The sequence below is a fragment of the Providencia sp. AGC89 genome (assembly GCF_053543535.1).
Map to the genome: position 1 here is coordinate 76,057 of NZ_JBIXLP010000067.1, position 16,778 is coordinate 92,834.

At 38.3% G+C, this 16,778-nt stretch carries 19 protein-coding genes; 7 read left to right on the plus strand and 12 right to left on the minus strand.

Annotated features, from left to right (window positions below):
• Positions 1 to 22: 22 nt before the first annotated feature.
• Positions 23 to 481 (minus strand): GNAT family N-acetyltransferase, encoded by a 459-nt coding sequence (locus ACIPUA_RS13450; RefSeq protein WP_042843802.1) that lies wholly within the window; start codon positions 479 to 481, stop codon positions 23 to 25.
• 418 nt (positions 482 to 899) lie between these two features.
• Here ACIPUA_RS13450 and ACIPUA_RS13455 point away from each other — a divergent pair, with 418 nt between their 5' ends.
• Together ACIPUA_RS13455 and ACIPUA_RS13460 are read left to right on the plus strand one after the other, a co-directional pair.
• Positions 900 to 1,286 carry a cytidine deaminase family protein gene (locus ACIPUA_RS13455; RefSeq protein WP_042843801.1) on the plus strand — a complete coding sequence of 129 codons (387 nt, stop codon included), beginning with the start codon at positions 900 to 902 and terminating at the stop codon, positions 1,284 to 1,286.
• A 23-nt stretch (positions 1,287 to 1,309) separates the two neighbouring features.
• A complete protein-coding gene (locus ACIPUA_RS13460; protein ID WP_042843800.1) occupies positions 1,310 to 1,774 on the plus strand; it encodes an NUDIX hydrolase in 465 nt (154 codons plus the stop codon).
• A gap of 19 nt (positions 1,775 to 1,793) precedes the next feature.
• Here the strand turns inward: ACIPUA_RS13460 and ACIPUA_RS13465 are convergent, their stop codons facing one another.
• Positions 1,794 to 2,408 carry a LysE family translocator gene (locus tag ACIPUA_RS13465; protein WP_071548077.1) on the minus strand — a complete coding sequence of 205 codons (615 nt, stop codon included), beginning with the start codon at positions 2,406 to 2,408 and terminating at the stop codon, positions 1,794 to 1,796.
• A 148-nt stretch (positions 2,409 to 2,556) separates the two neighbouring features.
• Between ACIPUA_RS13465 and ACIPUA_RS13470 the strand changes: the two genes are divergently transcribed.
• A complete protein-coding gene (locus tag ACIPUA_RS13470) occupies positions 2,557 to 3,435 on the plus strand; it encodes a LysR family transcriptional regulator (RefSeq protein ID WP_449059778.1) in 879 nt (292 codons plus the stop codon).
• Between the two features lie 138 nt (positions 3,436 to 3,573).
• Positions 3,574 to 4,677, plus strand: a complete 1,104-nt coding sequence (ddlA, locus tag ACIPUA_RS13475; RefSeq protein WP_042843797.1) for a D-alanine--D-alanine ligase — start codon at positions 3,574 to 3,576, stop codon at positions 4,675 to 4,677.
• 80 nt (positions 4,678 to 4,757) lie between these two features.
• Here ddlA and ACIPUA_RS13480 read toward each other — a convergent pair whose 3' ends face one another.
• The 4 genes from ACIPUA_RS13480 to ACIPUA_RS13495 are packed head-to-tail and all read right to left on the minus strand — an operon-like array spanning position 4,758 to position 7,647.
• The gene (locus ACIPUA_RS13480) at positions 4,758 to 5,300 is read right to left on the minus strand and encodes an AAA family ATPase (protein ID WP_042843796.1); all 543 of its coding nucleotides are present in this window, start codon (positions 5,298 to 5,300) and stop codon (positions 4,758 to 4,760) included.
• Positions 5,301 to 5,312: 12 nt separating this feature from the next.
• Positions 5,313 to 5,786, minus strand: coding sequence for a GNAT family N-acetyltransferase (locus tag ACIPUA_RS13485; protein ID WP_449059779.1), 474 nt, complete (start codon positions 5,784 to 5,786; stop codon positions 5,313 to 5,315).
• On the minus strand, positions 5,770 to 6,543 hold the full coding sequence (locus ACIPUA_RS13490; RefSeq protein ID WP_042843795.1) for a GNAT family N-acetyltransferase: 774 nt from the start codon (positions 6,541 to 6,543) through the stop codon (positions 5,770 to 5,772). The genes ACIPUA_RS13485 and ACIPUA_RS13490 overlap by 17 nt, the downstream gene beginning before the upstream one ends.
• A 3-nt stretch (positions 6,544 to 6,546) precedes the next feature.
• Complete coding sequence (locus ACIPUA_RS13495) at positions 6,547 to 7,647, minus strand: NAD(P)/FAD-dependent oxidoreductase (protein ID WP_042843794.1); 1,101 nt, start codon at positions 7,645 to 7,647, stop codon at positions 6,547 to 6,549.
• 152 nt (positions 7,648 to 7,799) lie between these two features.
• Here ACIPUA_RS13495 and ACIPUA_RS13500 point away from each other — a divergent pair, with 152 nt between their 5' ends.
• On the plus strand, positions 7,800 to 8,627 hold the full coding sequence (locus ACIPUA_RS13500) for a PhzF family phenazine biosynthesis protein (protein ID WP_042843793.1): 828 nt from the start codon (positions 7,800 to 7,802) through the stop codon (positions 8,625 to 8,627).
• 54 nt (positions 8,628 to 8,681) lie between these two features.
• Here ACIPUA_RS13500 and ACIPUA_RS13505 read toward each other — a convergent pair whose 3' ends face one another.
• Entirely contained in the window at positions 8,682 to 9,842 is a 1,161-nt protein-coding gene (locus tag ACIPUA_RS13505; protein WP_071548080.1) for an MFS transporter, read from the minus strand.
• Between the two features lie 469 nt (positions 9,843 to 10,311).
• Here ACIPUA_RS13505 and ACIPUA_RS13510 point away from each other — a divergent pair, with 469 nt between their 5' ends.
• Positions 10,312 to 11,232, plus strand: a complete 921-nt coding sequence (locus ACIPUA_RS13510; RefSeq protein WP_449059780.1) for an alpha/beta hydrolase family protein — start codon at positions 10,312 to 10,314, stop codon at positions 11,230 to 11,232.
• A gap of 53 nt (positions 11,233 to 11,285) precedes the next feature.
• On the opposite strand, the gene ACIPUA_RS13515 is transcribed toward ACIPUA_RS13510, so the two are convergent.
• A complete protein-coding gene (locus ACIPUA_RS13515; RefSeq protein ID WP_048607197.1) occupies positions 11,286 to 12,068 on the minus strand; it encodes a GNAT family N-acetyltransferase in 783 nt (260 codons plus the stop codon).
• A 177-nt stretch (positions 12,069 to 12,245) separates the two neighbouring features.
• On the opposite strand from ACIPUA_RS13515, the gene yqfB reads away from it, so the two are divergent.
• Positions 12,246 to 12,569, plus strand: a complete 324-nt coding sequence (gene yqfB, locus ACIPUA_RS13520; protein WP_042843790.1) for a N(4)-acetylcytidine aminohydrolase — start codon at positions 12,246 to 12,248, stop codon at positions 12,567 to 12,569.
• Positions 12,570 to 12,766: 197 nt separating this feature from the next.
• Here the strand turns inward: yqfB and ACIPUA_RS13525 are convergent, their stop codons facing one another.
• From ACIPUA_RS13525 to ACIPUA_RS13540, 4 genes are all read right to left on the minus strand, one after another.
• The gene (locus ACIPUA_RS13525; protein ID WP_449059781.1) at positions 12,767 to 13,633 is read right to left on the minus strand and encodes an SDR family oxidoreductase; all 867 of its coding nucleotides are present in this window, start codon (positions 13,631 to 13,633) and stop codon (positions 12,767 to 12,769) included.
• 21 nt (positions 13,634 to 13,654) lie between these two features.
• Complete coding sequence (locus tag ACIPUA_RS13530) at positions 13,655 to 14,176, minus strand: GNAT family N-acetyltransferase (protein ID WP_129465907.1); 522 nt, start codon at positions 14,174 to 14,176, stop codon at positions 13,655 to 13,657.
• A gap of 141 nt (positions 14,177 to 14,317) precedes the next feature.
• Positions 14,318 to 15,307 (minus strand): D-cysteine desulfhydrase, encoded by a 990-nt coding sequence (locus ACIPUA_RS13535; protein WP_071548084.1) that lies wholly within the window; start codon positions 15,305 to 15,307, stop codon positions 14,318 to 14,320.
• Between the two features lie 16 nt (positions 15,308 to 15,323).
• Positions 15,324 to 16,751, minus strand: a complete 1,428-nt coding sequence (locus ACIPUA_RS13540) for a Na+/H+ antiporter NhaC family protein (protein WP_048607201.1) — start codon at positions 16,749 to 16,751, stop codon at positions 15,324 to 15,326.
• Between the last annotated feature and the right edge of the window lie 27 nt (positions 16,752 to 16,778).

Below are 16,778 nucleotides of genomic sequence, written 5' to 3' on the forward strand. Positions count from 1 at the left end.
ATATCGGCTATTTTTATGGAGACTAACGTTTCATCACTGTAACCTGCTCATGGTTCACTATCCGTTCCTCGACATCTTTCCAGCCCATTCGACGATAGAGTTGCTGCATATCCGGAGTGTATAAGTAAAGGCTTTGGCCTATCAGGTTGTGATAGTAGTTATATAATTCTTCAATAAGTTTACTGCCCATTTTATGTCCGCGGGCTTCAGGGACTGTGAGCACTTCGCCTAGCCACCAAGTAGCTTGGTGGACACCCGTTAATTCATGCAAAATAGTACTTGCAGTAGCAAGGAGATTGCCATTTTTATCCGCATAACAAGATAGTATTTGCGGGTTGTCATGACTACAGCGTTCTATTAGCCGCATACGAATGGCAGAAATATTTTCCCACGGGGGTAAATGCCGCCATTCATGATGTAAGGCACTGCTAATTTGTTCAATAAGTTGTGTGTCCTGAGGTGTAACGACGATAAAGTGCATAGCATCCCTATTGAGCAGATAATATAAGTAATGGTGAAAGGGCGTCTAGTAGACTGAATATTTGCCTATAAATATAACTTATCACTTTATTTTTGTTATGGTTATACGTTTTTATGTGGCAATTCCCAGTATGTACCTAGGGTTTCGCAACGATATAGCGTGTCCATCATCTAATTGGTGAAGTAACAAATGTAGGGTAAATATTAAGTCTGGGTCGCTCCAATAGTGCGAAAATCTGTTATAGGTTATTTTTTCGCAACAGCACAGATAATAACGTCCTATGTTGTAATAATCATTAACCTACAACATCAAGTGATATTGTTGTGACTAGGCTTACAATAACGCACGAAAAACTTGATGGTTTTTATTCGATTAGTTTTTAATAGTGTTGAATTAAAAGATAAATCTGGGGTTATTTATGCTAAAACATCTAATAGAAATTGCTAAAAATTATGCAAAGCCCGCAACCTTTAATGGGTATATAGAAAGCGGGCATGTAGCAGCTGCATTAGAAACAGAAGATGGTGAAATTTATAGTGGTGTGAGCATTGATTCAGCATGCTCATTGGGTTTTTGCGCTGAGCACGCTGCTGTCGCTGATATGTTAAAGGAAGGTAAGTCAGTAATTAAAGCTATTGTTGCTGTTGACTCATCAGGTTGTATCGTACCTCCTTGTGGACGATGCCGTGAGCTTCTTACCCAACTGTCGGATAAAAATAAAGAAACGATTGTGGGTGTGAGTGATGATATGCAAGTGACATTAGCACAGTTAATGCCTTATGACTGGAAGGTAGCGCGTTGTTAATCTAATAAAAGAATGGTTATAAAATGAATAATGAAGTGAAGCACTATACAGCTACTGCGATGATCCGTAATGATAAAGGTGAGTTTTTATTACATGAACATCGTAAATTAGGGTTTTGGTTACCCCCCGGTGGCCATATTGAAGCGAATGAAGAACCACAGCAGGCTGTTTTTCGAGAGGTTCTTGAAGAAACGGGGTTGGAATGCAAGGTTATTGATTGTAGTTATCCTTTTAAATCAAAGGTAAAGGGGGTTCCTCCGACACAAGTATTGCCTTTACCTCTCGCGATTTTAAAAGAATTTATTGCTGATAAAACGCAAGGGGATCATTGGCATATTGATATGGTGTATTTGTGCGAATTATTGTCGCCAGCACAGCCTCCCATTGCGCCATTCAAATGGGTTGCATATGAGCAACTCGCCAAACTCAATATTCCTGAGGATGTGATTGAGTTGGCGAAAATGGTCAATGAATATTATCAACAGTGACTGGCAAGCCAACGCAAAATTAGCTCACGTTGAAAAACAACAAAGATAACCCTAACACGATAAGTAAAAGACCAATAACCTTATCCATCACAAGTTGGTAGTTAAGTACTTTATTACGTACAGTTGGGGTTGCAAAAAATAGGGCGATTAAACTAAACCAGACTAAATGGGCAAAAGAGATAAATAACCCGTAGCCTAGGTTTAACCAAACAGAGTTATTCACTTGGATGACTTGGCTATAGACAGAAACAACAAAAAACATTGTTTTGGGGTTTAACGCATTAGTTAAAAAGCCCGTTTTAAACGCGACAAAATGTGATAGCGACTGACCTTGGGAAGCACCTGTTGTTATCTTTGTTTTATTTATAAATGACTTAAAACCTATATAAACCAAATAAAAAACACCAAGAAGTTTCACCACTAAAAATAAAGTGGGTGAACTCATAATGATCACTGTAATGCCGAAAATAGTATAAAAAACATGTACTTGTACACCGATAGCAATACCTAACGCACAAATTAACCCTGTCTTAACCCCATAGGTATAGCTACTGCGCGTCACCATAGCAAAATCGGGGCCTGGACTAATAACGGCCAAAATCGTAATAGTGGCAACAGCAATAATTTCATTCATATTAATTCCCTAAATGAGTAATAAAAACTTACTGAAAAGTCTTTGTTTTATCTTTCTCAGCTGGCTTATTATTTTTTATTATCAATAGATTGATTAAAACTAAAAAGCGATTTATCCTGACATAAATCTGTCAGTTTTTATTACCTATATGAAACTACCACCTTTAACTTCATTACGTTTTTTTGACGCTGCCGCTAAAGCAGGCAGCTTTGTTAAAGCTGCCGAAGAGTTAAATGTCACTCACAGCGCAATTAGCCGGCAAATTCGTTTATTGGAAGAACACCTTAATGTCGAGCTATTTGAGCGCAGAAACCGAGCTGTTTTTTTAACTGCAGAAGGGGCATTATTACTACAAACAACCACTTCTATATTTGAGCAATTGCGAGAAAGTGTCGAAAAAATCACCGCAAATAACACCTCTAATGTGGTAAGTTTATCTTGTGAGCCGACGATTGCGATGAAGTGGTTAATTCCTCGGTTGACTGATTTCTATCAACATTATCCAGATATTACGGTGCACTTGGTTGCCGCTGGAGGGCCTATTGATTTTACTAAAACCAATGTTGATTTAGCGCTTAGACGAAATGATTTCACATGGGATATGTACATTAGTTCGGTAAAAGTGTGCTCTGAACATATGGGGGTGGTTATTAGGCCCGAAATAGATTTTGCAGGGGGAATTGGCGACGCGACATTGTTATCAACAGCGTCGCGGCCAAATGCATGGCAAACTTGGCAGAAAATGAAAGGGGTATCTTTTCAAGGGAATAAGGTAATCACTTATGAACATTTTTATCTATGTATTCAAGCCGCATTAGCAGGGCAAGGTGTCGCATTGGCATCATTTTTGATGGTCGCTGATGAAGTTAAATCGAAGCAACTTTGTGCTCCAGATGGGTTTATGCAAGATGGCTCAGCGTATTATTTATTGTCGGTAAAACCCATCAAGCCTAAGAGTGCAGCAGATATTTTTACCCAGTGGTTAATCGACCAAGTGAATACAAGTATTAAAACAATCATAAATTAATATAGTTAACTATCAAAAAAGGATATTTTGGTTGTTAATTCACCGAACCCCCCTGTCATATAAAGATTTTATGACATAACTATTTCCGTGCGTGCTATATTTCTCTGCTGGGTTTTATGTCTTATGTTGGAGCAGATAATGAGCAAAATACGGGTAGGTGTTATTTTCGGTGGTAAGTCAACGGAGCATGAAGTTTCTTTACAGTCCGCTAAAAATATTATCAATGGGCTAGATCGCAATAGGTTTGATGTATGCCTTTTAGGTATTAATAAAGAAGGGCAATGGCATGAATATAACGAAGCCGATTTCTTATTGCATGGTGATGACCCATCTCGTATTACATTAAATACACCAAAGCGTAGTATTGCGATTGTTCCAGGCAAGACATCCGAACAATTTATTTCTTTAGAAGACGCAAAGCCGCTCCCTCAAATCGATGTTATATTTCCAATTGTTCATGGTAATTTAGGTGAGGATGGGTCCTTACAAGGCCTTTTACGTATGGCTAATTTACCCTTTGTTGGGCCTGGAGTATTAGGTTCTTCGGCTTGTATGGATAAAGACGTAACGAAAAGGTTACTAAGAGATGCGGGTTTAAAAATTGCACCCTTTGTTACCGTTTTAAACAGTGAGCGCACCACAGTTAACTATGATGAAATAGTGGCTCAGTTAAGCCTACCTCTGTTTATTAAACCCGCTAATCAAGGCTCTTCAGTGGGTATTAATAAAGTCAGTAATCTAGCTGAATTTAACCAAGCCCTCGATTTTGCATTTTTATTCGATACTAAAGTGTTAATTGAAAGCGCAGTAAAAGGCCGCGAAATTGAATGTGCAGTGTTAGGCAATGAAAACCCACTAGCAAGCCCATGCGGTGAGATTGTTTTACATGATAGCTTCTATGCGTATCACACTAAGTATATTGATGAAAATGGTGCTTCTGTGGTTGCTCCAGCTCAGCTAGATGAAGCCGTTAGTGATAAAATTCGTGAGATTGCGTTATCGGCATACAGGGCATTAAATTGTAGCGGTATGTCGCGTGTTGATGTTTTCTTAACAGAAAATAATGATGTAGTTATTAATGAAATCAATACGTTGCCAGGTTTTACGAATATCAGTATGTATCCTAAGCTATGGCAACAAGGCGGTATGACATATCAGCAATTAATTAGTCGTTTGATTGAGTTAGGCATTGAAAAGTTCCAACAAACGGCGATGCTGAAAACAGCATGTGATGAAATTTAATCGTTGATTTATACTACCTCGGTAGTCTTTATGGCTACTGAGGTGATCCCAGACTACCAGCGTTAACCTATTAATCTCTCCTAAATTTGCGACTTTATATGTTCAAAAAATAGGCGGGTCTCCTTTGGCGAAGTCAGCCGAACAAACTGAATATGGCGCAAATTGATATTAGCCATATGTTTTAGGTTTCTTCTTTTATTTGGGTAGTATGTTTTTAGCTGCCATAAAATAATCGAATCACGGCTGAAAAAGGCGTTCTTCCAGCTTTCTTTATTACCTGTATTTTCCCACAGTTCTTGCCCTGAACGAATACGTGATAACGTGCGTATAATAGACTGATAAAGGGTTCGAGGTAATGAGTAATCCAGCCAAACCACCATATCAACCTCTTTCCATTTAATGGGTTGAGTCCGTGTATAGTTTCCATCGAGCACCCAGCCTGATACGGATTCATTCAAGGCTGCGCTTAGTTTCTGGTTAAGCGCTTCATCCGAAGAACCTTGCCAATTTTCCAGCCAATATAGGCTATCCAATTCGATTGAAGGCACGTTTAATAGCGATGCAAGTTGTTGGCAAAGAGTCGTTTTACCGCTGCCACTGGTACCAATGATATTAATTTTCATGCAATGTAACTGTCAGATATATTTGTGGTAAATACGTAGAGAAGGCTGACTTAATGATAAATTTAATTGCCATCCACAGCGAATAAGTAAGTTATCAGCCACTGTGGTTGCACAAAAAATATGAGGGTATTGCTGTTTATCAATAACCCATTCAAGTTGTTCAAACAAAAACTTCCCGATACCCTGATTTCGTTTTCTGGGGATAACAAAGGAAGCACCAACCCATGGAAATGCGGTGTTATCAGAAAAAAAAGTATCACTTTTCAATGCAATAAAACCACAAGGTATATCATGTTCAAAGGCGATGATCCCCATACCGACCCCTTCACGATGGCGATAGGAAGCAATATCTTGCCAAACATCACCTTTACCTAGAGGACCATAATGGGAGGGCCACTCTTGAAGGAACCACTGTACAAGCAATGGTTCCAGCTCAGGGAGGTCGTGCAAATAACGCCAATGACGTGAACTATTTACACCAGACATAGTTAATATAGCGGAACAAGGGCTCAAAACCGAATTTTTTATACAGGTCAAACCCTGCTTCTGAGGCATCAAGGAAGCAATGTTCGACACCTTGCTGGCGGCAAAATGCTAAGGCGTAATCAATAAGTTGTGAAGCATACCCATGGCCTTGGTGCTTCGGCTCAGTACCGATATCATCGAAACGAGCAAGGGTACCTTCTATGGTCACTGTCATTGAAGTCGCTGGCTCACCATTGACGAGCAATACGAGGTGAAATTGTGGCGCACCTTGCTGTAATGCATCTTCATGGTAACGAACATACTCTTTAATGACTTCATCGTGTTCTTCAGATAAATAAAATGCAGCCACGAGAGGAGCGGCCCAGAGCGATAAGTCATGATTAGCCAGTACGATATCAACTTGGTTATTGGGCAGAGTGACCTCATTCTGTTTTGCAAGGGTCAACGCCATAGCGGTTGTGACGCTGTCACGTTTGTAGTTTAATGATTCAGCCTGTTGCACAATTTGTGGCAACATTTCTTCAGGGATAACTAATGTGTGGTTTTTTCTTTGTGATATAAATAAGTTATGTGCCTGCATAAATGCATGGCTGGTGGAATCAGGTTGCAGATAAATGAAATTAAACGCAGGGGAGTTTAAGGGCGTCAAGTAGCAAATGGTATGCTGTGCTATTTGAATGCTATGTTCACAAATTGAAGTCCAAAACGTTTTTTCGATCGATTGGTAGTGTCTTAAGTAATAAAGCGGAATATTCATTTGTCAGTTACCTGATGCAAAACGAGTTAATCGATATGGGCCTAAAGCAGCATGTTTTACACCATGTAATATTTCACTTTGAGCTAACTGGCATATCAAAGGCGCTAATGTAATTGCTGCGTGCATACTGATAATATATAAACCTTCAAAATCAGCAACATTTCCAACAATTGGCATCTGATCTTTAGGCATAGGTCTCATTCCTATGAAAGTTTTATCAAGAGTTAGTGTATTACTACCTATAAATGAATTCTTGATTGTTGTAAGGGCATTTTGTGCGATATTGACTGCACTATGTATAGGCTGCTCATCAATATAATCTTCAGCGCAAACAATTTTACCAGAAGTCTCTGGGCGAAGCTCCATTGCGGGTGTTGAAATGATATGTTGAACCATTTTGACGGTATCTTGTTTCGTAAAATGGACAATAATTGAAGGAGATGCTGAAACTGGCAGCGTTATTCCTAATGAATTAATGATACCAGTTGCTCCAACTCCCGCAGTGACGACGGTTTGATCTGCGATGAAATTACCCTCGCTAGTCTTGACTCCTAAAATACGTTTATCACTAACATTTAAGGATAATACTTCGTGCTCAGGTAAGTATGTTACACCTTGTTTAATAGCAAGTTTTAACAAGGTTTGTGTGGTATTGACAGGGTCAATGCTACCTTCATCAGGGCAAAAAGCAGTAATAGCAGGTGAGATTTTTAAGTTAGGTTCCATCGCTTGCAACTCAATACGGTTTAACGCTTGGATGTTAAAACCTTGAGATTGGTGGCTATTGATGAATTCTTGGGTTTCTTTATCAGTCTTGTGCCAACTGATAGCACCAGACCAATTAATTTTTATCTCACCATGGGTTAATTTTTCCAACTGATGCCAACTCGCTAAAGCTTGCTGACGAAGCTGGCTATAACCATCTGGTCGCCCATATGAAACATTCAACCATGCGAAAGAGTGCTGTGTTACCCCTTGAGCAACATGGCCTTTATCTAGCAAAATAATTTTGCTATCACTCTCTTTTGATAAATACCATGCGAGTGTCACTCCGACAATGCCTGCACCAACGATAACAATAGTTTTTTTATGTTCAGAATGCATAAATTACCCAGAAAGTCGCCATATAATGAAAACTACTATAAAGTTAAGGCAACAATTAATAAGCTATTATTTTAATTATATCCGATTAATTCATTAATGGCGCATTATTATTCGAACATTGATGCAGCATAGAAGTAAAATAGGGAAAGTAAATGAAGTATATTTTTGAGCAAGTAACGGTTTTTTCATCTAAAAAAATGGATGGCAATGCTTTGGCTGTTGTTGTAGGGGCTGACGATTTAACAGAAGAGCAAATGAATAAATTTGCAAAATGGACTAACTTAAGTGAAACCGTCTTTTTATTAAAACCAACAACACCTAAAGCGGATTACCGTGTGAGGATTTATACCACGGAAGGTGAACTCCCTTTTGCTGGGCACCCAACTTTAGGCAGTTGTTTTGTATGGCAGCAAACTTATGGTCGACCGCTAGACACCATAGTCCAAGAGTGCGGAGTGGGCTTAGTAACAATAAAACGAATAAATGGTAAGCTGGCATTTATGGCGCCACCACTAATTCGTGGTGGTGAAATAGAACAACAAGAAAAAAATAAAATTTTTAAAGCACTTGGGCTTACAGATGATGATGTCGTTGGCTGCAAGTGGCTCGATAATGGTCCTGGTTGGCTTGGTATTGAACTTAAATCTGTTGAAAAACTATTGCACATTGAACCTGACTATTCCCAATTAAAGGGATATGACATTGGATTATGTGCCATTTGCCCTGAAGGTCATGATAAACAATTAGAGGTTAGGGCATTTTGTTGTTCCATAGCCGAAGAAGACCCTGTGACGGGAAGTTTTAATGCGGTGGCTGCACAGTGGTTAATCCCTCAGGGGAAATTACCGCAACAATATACTGCTGGTCAAGGTCAGTGCATTGGGCGCAATGGGTTAATTTATGTAACCGCTGATGATGAAGGGATCTGGGTTGCCGGTGATGTTGTTAACTGTATTAGCGGGACAGTAGAACTGGATTAAGAATGCATCATAAGGTGACTGACTTTGGTCAATCACCTTATGATGTTAAATCGATTACACGCGAATAAAACGTGTCACGAAAGCGATAATAATAAGTAATGCAGAGATCATCAGTAATGAGGTGGCTAATGATAGATGAAAGGCAACAAAACCGATTGCGGCAGGGCCTGCAAGAATACCTAAATAACCTAAGGTTGAAATTGCCGGGACAGCTAGTGATTCAGGCATAGTTTTTTGTTTCCCAGCAGCGGAAAACATGACAGGAACAATATTGGATGAACCAGCACCGACTAAAGCAAAGCCGATGATCGCCAATGTTAAAGACGGTGATAAAACGGCAATAACAAAACCAGAGCAAGCAATCAAAGCCCCTAAAAAAACCACACGTGCAGAACCTACTCGCATAACAATCTTGTCGCCGAATAACCGGCCAATAGTCATCATGGTTGCGAAGGCTGCAAAACCAAGTCCCCCTAGGGTTTCTTTTAAACCGTGATGCTCAATAAGAAACACGGCTCCCCAGTCTAATACTGCACCTTCAGAAAGAAAAACGGCAAAGCAAACAATCCCGATGATGAGCACAATCCCTTTAGGGACCGCAATCAGTGGCCCTGACGGCGCATTGGCATAAGGGAGCAGACCGTTATAGCAAACCATGAGTAAAATGAATGCAATTACAGAGATAATAACTGATGCAAGCACTGCTGAAGCGCCGAGGAGTAATATTAGGCTCATCGTACCGGCCCCCGCAATACCACCAATACTATAAAACCCATGAAATCCTGACATGATGGGTTTATCGGATGATTTTTCGACGATCACGGCTTGTACATTCATGGCACAATCTGTTAAACCGATAAAAATACCAAACAGTAATAAGCCGATTATTAACAAATTAATTTGCGATATGAAAGATAAAATAGGGAAGAGTAAACAAAACGCAATTGTTGAAAAAACCATTAATCGCCGACAACCATATTTTGCAGCCAGAGCGCCAGTCATTGGCATGGCAACGAGAGCACCACCCCCAAAGCAGAGCAGTAACATACCAAGGGTGGCATCATTTGCTGCCGTGTTAATCTTAATATAAGGCACTATAGCGGCCCACGCAGCGGTTACAAAACCTGCAATAAAAAAGATAATTCGTGTAGAAACTTGTTCTTTTTTGGCTGGCGCAGCGTGAATATTAACGTTTAATTGTTGGGTAGAGTGCATTTTTAATTACTTTACAATAAGATAAATAAAATTAACCATTATTTAAAATAGCGAGAATTTGCTCGTGGAGAATAGAGCAATCAAAGACAATAATGGCTCTTTTGCCATCAAAGTACTTGCCTTTAAGTGTACATCAGTAGGTTTAATCATAGGGACTAATGAAACAATATCATAAGGTTCTAGTGCGAATTTAACGCAAAAATAAATTTTTTTGTGGTTAGTGTCATCACTGAATAATATTCTCAGGTATTATGAGTCAATAAGACTAGTTAGGTCAGTATGAACAATAATTAGGCGGGAAAAACTATTTTGGGAACTCTGGATAGAAGATAGCTTGCTTAATCAGTGGCTAGACTTTTATTGTTATTTATCATTTTTCTAAATTCATATCTTTATTAAGGCATTTTTAGCACCTAATTTACAGGATGGTTTAATATAATCACCTGACTAAAATTTATTTGGGCATATTATGAAGCTAAAAATTGTTGCTTTCTTGTTTTCTATTTACAGCTTAAATGCATTTGCACAGGGAGATAACTGGCAAAAGCAAACTTTACTCCATGAGGGGAAAAAAGTTGATTATTACGTTATTAAGCAACAAGCACTAAACTCAAATGATTTGTTAGTATTATTGCAAGGGTCTGATTGCATAAGCGTGACAAACAACCCTAATATGGTAAGAAATTTTGCTATCGCATTCCCTAAGAATGATATTTTATTAGTTGAAAAAACAGGCTTGACTCGGCAAGTTGGTATTGATGGAAACCCAGTTTCGGAAGAAAATTGCCCCGTTGAATATATGTCCCAAGATTCCCCTTTAGAAAGGGCGGATAATTATATTGCGGTGTTACAGCAGCTAAAAAATGATTACCGGAATATTATTTTATTAGGGGGGAGCGAGGGGGCAACAGTCACTAATTTAATTGCGTCTAAAGTAGATTTTATAACTGCCTCCGTCGCTATTAACGTTGGAGGGCAATTTTTTATCGATGACGTTTTATACAGTATTAAGAATAATACCCCTGCCGACGAAGTCGATAATTCCATTGAGGGTTTTAAACAGTTTGCAAAAGCCGTCAAACAAAAGCAATTAAGAAAAGACCAGTTCGTGAGTGGTCATGGAGCCATGTGGTGGTATGAAATGTTAACCATTGATAATTTAAAATTAATTCAATCGATAAAAACGCCGCACTTAGTTATCCAAACTATGGCCGACACCAACGTTGATGCTTATGCTACGGAAAAAATGATACAAAAAAACCATAATACCAATGTGAGCTTTAAGCAATATCAAGGGTTAGACCATTTTTTCCAAGATAATAAAGGGCAATTACATACCAAGGAAATTATTAGGGATATTCAGAGTTGGTACCAAACAATCAATAACTAATCTTTTCCTATGATGAATAGTTACACCTTAATTTTTAAAGTGTAACTATTAGATTACTCAGCAATAAAACTGTAGTAATTGAATATAGGTTCGAAACCTAATTTCTTATAAATAGATAGCCCATCTGATGACGCTTCGAGTACACATTGCTCTATACCTTGCTGATGACAGAAGAAAAGAGCATGTTTAATTAATTGAGTCGCTAGCCCTTTGCCTTGGTATTGAACATCAGTTCCAATATCATCAAGGCGAGCAGTTTTTTCATTTATAGTTAAGGTTAGAGTAGAAACGGGTTGTTGCTTATCAAATAAGACGAAATGCATCATATTTGTATTTTTATCCATAGCTCTTTGGTGATAACGAATGTATTCGTTAATGACGGTTGAATCGTTTTCCTCTCCTTCAGCTTCAATTGGGAAAGCTGTAATTAAAGGTTGTGCCCAATTAGTTAATTGTTCATTACAGGTTTCAATTCGGTAATCTGCGGCAAGCGGTAGTGCTATAGAATATTGAGATAATGATGCTTGAGGAAGAAGCATGGCCGTTGATTCACCATCAGCAATTAAACTTAATTTGGCAATTTCAGATTTGACTTGATGAAGTGCTTGTTCATGAACGACTAGTACATAAGGCTTAGAGCGTTGCTTAAATAAATGTCGTGCATTTTCAAAGCCTGTAATAGTTGCGTCTTTATGTAAATAAATAAAATTAAAAACAGGCAGAGGAAGCTCAGAAAAATAAGCGATGACATGGTCGTCAATATGAGCGGTTTCTAAGCAAATTGCTGACCAAAAATGATTTTCTTGTTGGTAAAATAAACCTTCTTTGTTATTCATTGTAGACCCTGTGATTTATTACGGCTAGTTGCTTTTGGGTTACATTGTATATAATACAATTCAATCGCTATAGTGCTTGAGCCTCTGACAGCACGATTGGAACCATTGCATTTACTGATGGATTTAAAAATTGGTTTTTATGATAAGGTATTTCACTGACAATATAAGGAGAATAATATGAAGAGTGCAGCACCAGAGACCATCACGTTTTTTGAACGTTTACTGCCATTAGTCGTATCAGGAGAAAAAGTTATCACTATTCGTGATAAAAGCGAAAGCCATTATGTGCCAGGTAGTTTTGTTAAAGTATATGCATTAGAAACAAATAAATACTATACGGATATTGAAATTCTTTCGGTACAGCCTATCTCTTACGATGATATTTCTGAATACCATGCTCAGCAAGAAGCGATGACATTAGATACATTGAAAAAACTGATTAGAGAAATTTACCCAACAGAGCAATCTTTGTATGTTATTAGTTATAGGCTAATAAAATAGAGTTATTAATTATGAGTTAGAGTTGCTTACTATTTTAATCAAAAGCCTCTTTTGGTTGTAGCGAATACCATAGGCCATTTGCAAAAGAAATTTTTGTGATTTTTGCTGCCTCTGTTAGCTGGAGGAAGGGCATCGTTATAGGTAAAATGTTCACTAATAAATGTTAGCCCACTATTACATAGTGAGCTGGGTGAGGCTCATATAAAGTATCTTTGGTGTTTTAAAATAAACTGCTTTAATGAGGTTGGGGGCTTACCAGTGATGGTTTGAAAATTATCAAAAACAATACCTGTGCGATCTAACTTACCATTTGTAAAATCTACATAATGGTCATAGATACTTTTCATATAGGCAAGCTCTAGATTGTTATTTAGGGCATGTTGCCAAAATTCATCTGGGTTTTCTGCTTGATACTGAAAAGTTATACCTAATTGTTCTGTAATGAGTTCAGCAATCTGAGTGTAATTTTTATTTTCGTAACCAAGACGATAAATATGACCAGTATGTTTTTCAGGAGCAAGTAAACAATGTGCAGCTAATTCGGCAACATCTGCGCAATCAACCCAACTTAATACAGTATGGCCAAAATAAGAACGTAATATCCCTTTTTGTAAGTTATTATCCCCTTGGTATCCTAATAGATTTTGCATATAAGATTCAGGGCGAAGATGAGTATATTGCATTCCAGACCATTCAATATAACGCTCGATTAACTGATGCCAAGCCCAATGAGCAACTTGCGCATTATCATCGCCACAAGCACCTAAATGAACGATATATTTAACCCCTGATTTTTTTGCCGTATCAATAAAAATTTTACTTTGTACAAGCATATCAATGGTATAGCCAGTCATCATGAAAACAGAATCAATACCCTGCAAAGCATTTTCAATGGTTTCAGGCTTATCGTAATCCATGACAACGGTACGATAGCTGGTGTTAGTTATTTTGTTTGGAACCCTAATAGCTAAAACGACATCTTGGTATCCTTTTTCATGTAATGACTGGGTCAAATAACTACCGACTTGACCCGTAGCACCGGTGATGAGGATAGTATTTTTCATAAATATTCCTGATTAAATAAATTAAAGTGTTTTACTCATAATATATTCAAGTGTTTGCTGAGTTTTACTTTTGAATAACACTTCCTTCAGGATGTGTAATCCATTTGACTGATAAAGTTTGATGGCTCTCGCGTTGCTAGCCAAAACATCTAACCATAATGCTGTGCTGCCAGATTGTTTGGCAATATTTTCAATTAATCTGAAAACGATCATTCCATAACCTTTACCTGTGACGTCGGGTGAGAAATAGAGTTTGTTGAGTAATGTTCCTGTTATTGAGGATTCAGGTATGGAAGATTGGTGAGTTAACTTAACTAACCCGATTGGAGAACTATTTTCTATTAGGTACCATTCAATATTTTGTTGGTTGATATCATTAATAATTTTAACTGGGCTATATTCTTGGTCTAAATAATCTAATAGCTCATCTTGATTATTCCATAAAGCAGCAAAATGGTGGCAATAGCTGTTGATACCTATATCACTAAGTATTGATGCATCTTGTTCAGTGGCTTTTCTCAGTGTAATAGAAACTTGAGTCATAAATATTATCTCCTGTATATCATCAGTTTATAGCAATATGCAGTGAGATAGCTACAGAGGTGAGGGGGAAGAGCATTTTTGGATATAAAGGATTATGCAAGCAAGATAAAAGGGCAGATAAGCCCTTTTGCACAAAGTAGGTTATTTAATTTTTTGGCTAATATCTGAATAAGCAAATAAGGCTTGAGCACCGCCAGTATGTATAAATAATACGGGGGTATTTTCGGTTGACGTTTCTAAGTAATGAATTAACCCAGCCATTGCTTTACCCGTATAAACGGGGTCTAACAAAATACCTTCTTGTTGAGCTAACAGTCTAATTGCCTCTAACCCTTGGCAATTTGGCATTCCATACATAGGCGCAAAAAAATCATCCCATAATTGGATTTCTGGTGTTTGAGTAAGCGCAAACATTTGCGCTAGCTCATTTTGTAGCTTCTCTACTTTAGGGGATTGGTCTTGTTGCTTTCTTGAAACGGTGACACCGATAACCTGGCTTTGAGATAATAATTCTTGTATCCCGATAGCGAGGCCAGCGTGGGTTCCCGCACTACCGGAAGCGACGATAATTTTATCGAATTCAATATGTTTTGGCTTTTGTTGCGCGATTTCAATAGCACATTGAATATACCCTAATGCACCTAATGCATTTGAACCGCCTACTGGAACAATATAGGTGTCTTTAAGCGCTAATGTTTCAATTAACGTTTCCATCTGTGACTGTGGGTCAGTTAATTCATCACACATGACGCAACGGGCGCCAAATAGATCAGTTAGTAATTTATTCCCATTATGCAGAAAATTAGGGTTATCACTTTGAATTGGGTTCTCTAATAATGCGACACACTCAAGACCGTACATTGCAGCAACAGCCGCGGTTTGCCTAACATGATTCGATTGTATCGCCCCTGCAGTTACGATGACTTTAGCCTTTTTTGCAAGGGCATCTGCCATCAAATATTCAAGCTTACGTAATTTATTACCTCCCATCGCTAAGGGGGTCATATCATCTCGCTTAATATAAATTTCACGATGAAATTTACGCGATAAATTGTTAAGCCGGTTAAGCGGAGTTGGTGCGTTGAGTAAATCTATTTTTGCATATTGGCTTAATTGTTGTTGAAGAGACATTTAAACTCCCAATAAATTAATAAGAGAAACCAAGGTAAAGGTAAATGGCGAGCACAATGCTGGCAGTGACTAATGCATATGGCATTTGAGTGCGGATATGCTCAATATGTTCACAGTCTGTTGCCATCGAAGCAACAATTGCATCGGCAGAAATTGGTGATGTCATATCACCAAAAATAGAGCCTGAAATTGCAGCGCCAATCATATACTCAACAGGCATTCCTACGGATAAACCTAATTGAACCCCAATGGGGATCATAATGGCAAATGTTCCCCAAGATGTTCCTGTTGCTAACGACATGATGGCACTGATAATAAAGATAAAACCAATAGAGAAACCCGGCGCCATAACGCCATGAGTGACTTCGGCAATATAGGCGCCAGTATTTAATTCAGCGGAAACATTCCCCATTAAGAACGCTAAGATCATAATAGAACTAATTTTCAGCATATTGGCATAGCCGATAAAGAGCTCTTTAAAGAAATCATCAATAGTTAGTAAGCGACGGCCAATAAACCAGCAGAAAGACACTGCTGTTCCAAACATAACTCCCCAATATACAGATGTTGAACCACTTCCTTTACTAAAGTCTCCATCTCCTGTGATATAAAGCGCAATAGGTACCATAAGCACAGTAGATAAAATGGGGATAAAAAAGTTTAATGAAGAATGTGCGTTTGGGTGATCAATAATTTCATCTTCGTCATTTTGCCCTTGGTGCTGAGAGATATTCCCTGAGGCAAAATCTTGTTGATATTTATCTTCTGCTTTTTTCATGGGGCCCCATGAAATATTAGTAAATACATAGAACAAGATTGTGATAATGGATAACCATGCCATCAAGTTATAACCAATAGAGGTAATTAAAATATCAAAAGGTTCGCCACTAATTAGGCCTTGAGATATTTGCACACCGATTAACCCCATAATGACTGCACCCCAGCCATTAATTATGGCTGATGAACACACCGAAACACAGGCTGTTTGAATGATGTAGGACATTTTTTCGGGAGCAACGCCATATTGCCTTGCTAAATTTTTAGTCGATGCTCCGGCGACGAGTTGGTTTATTGAACTTTCTATAAAGATAAGAGATGTGATGATTATCGCTAACAGTTGTGTGGCTGTACGGTTTTTAATTAATTTAGTTTTATTGGTGAGTAATTGAACTAGGGCACGAACACCACCAGTGACAACTACCAAGCGCATGATACCGCCTATCATTACCATAAAGACAATGGTGCGAGTATTACCTGCGGATGAAAAAGTATGAATAATCCCATCGACAGTGCCTTGAACACCTAAAAGTAGATTGTGGTCATGAATAACTGTAAAACCGACTAAAATCCCCAACATTAATGAAAGCATTACCTGGCGAGTTAATATAGCCAGAATAATGGTCACAATGGGAGTTATAATTGTCCAAATACCATAGTCCTGCATGTGTTTACCTGTGATCCTTTATAAAAT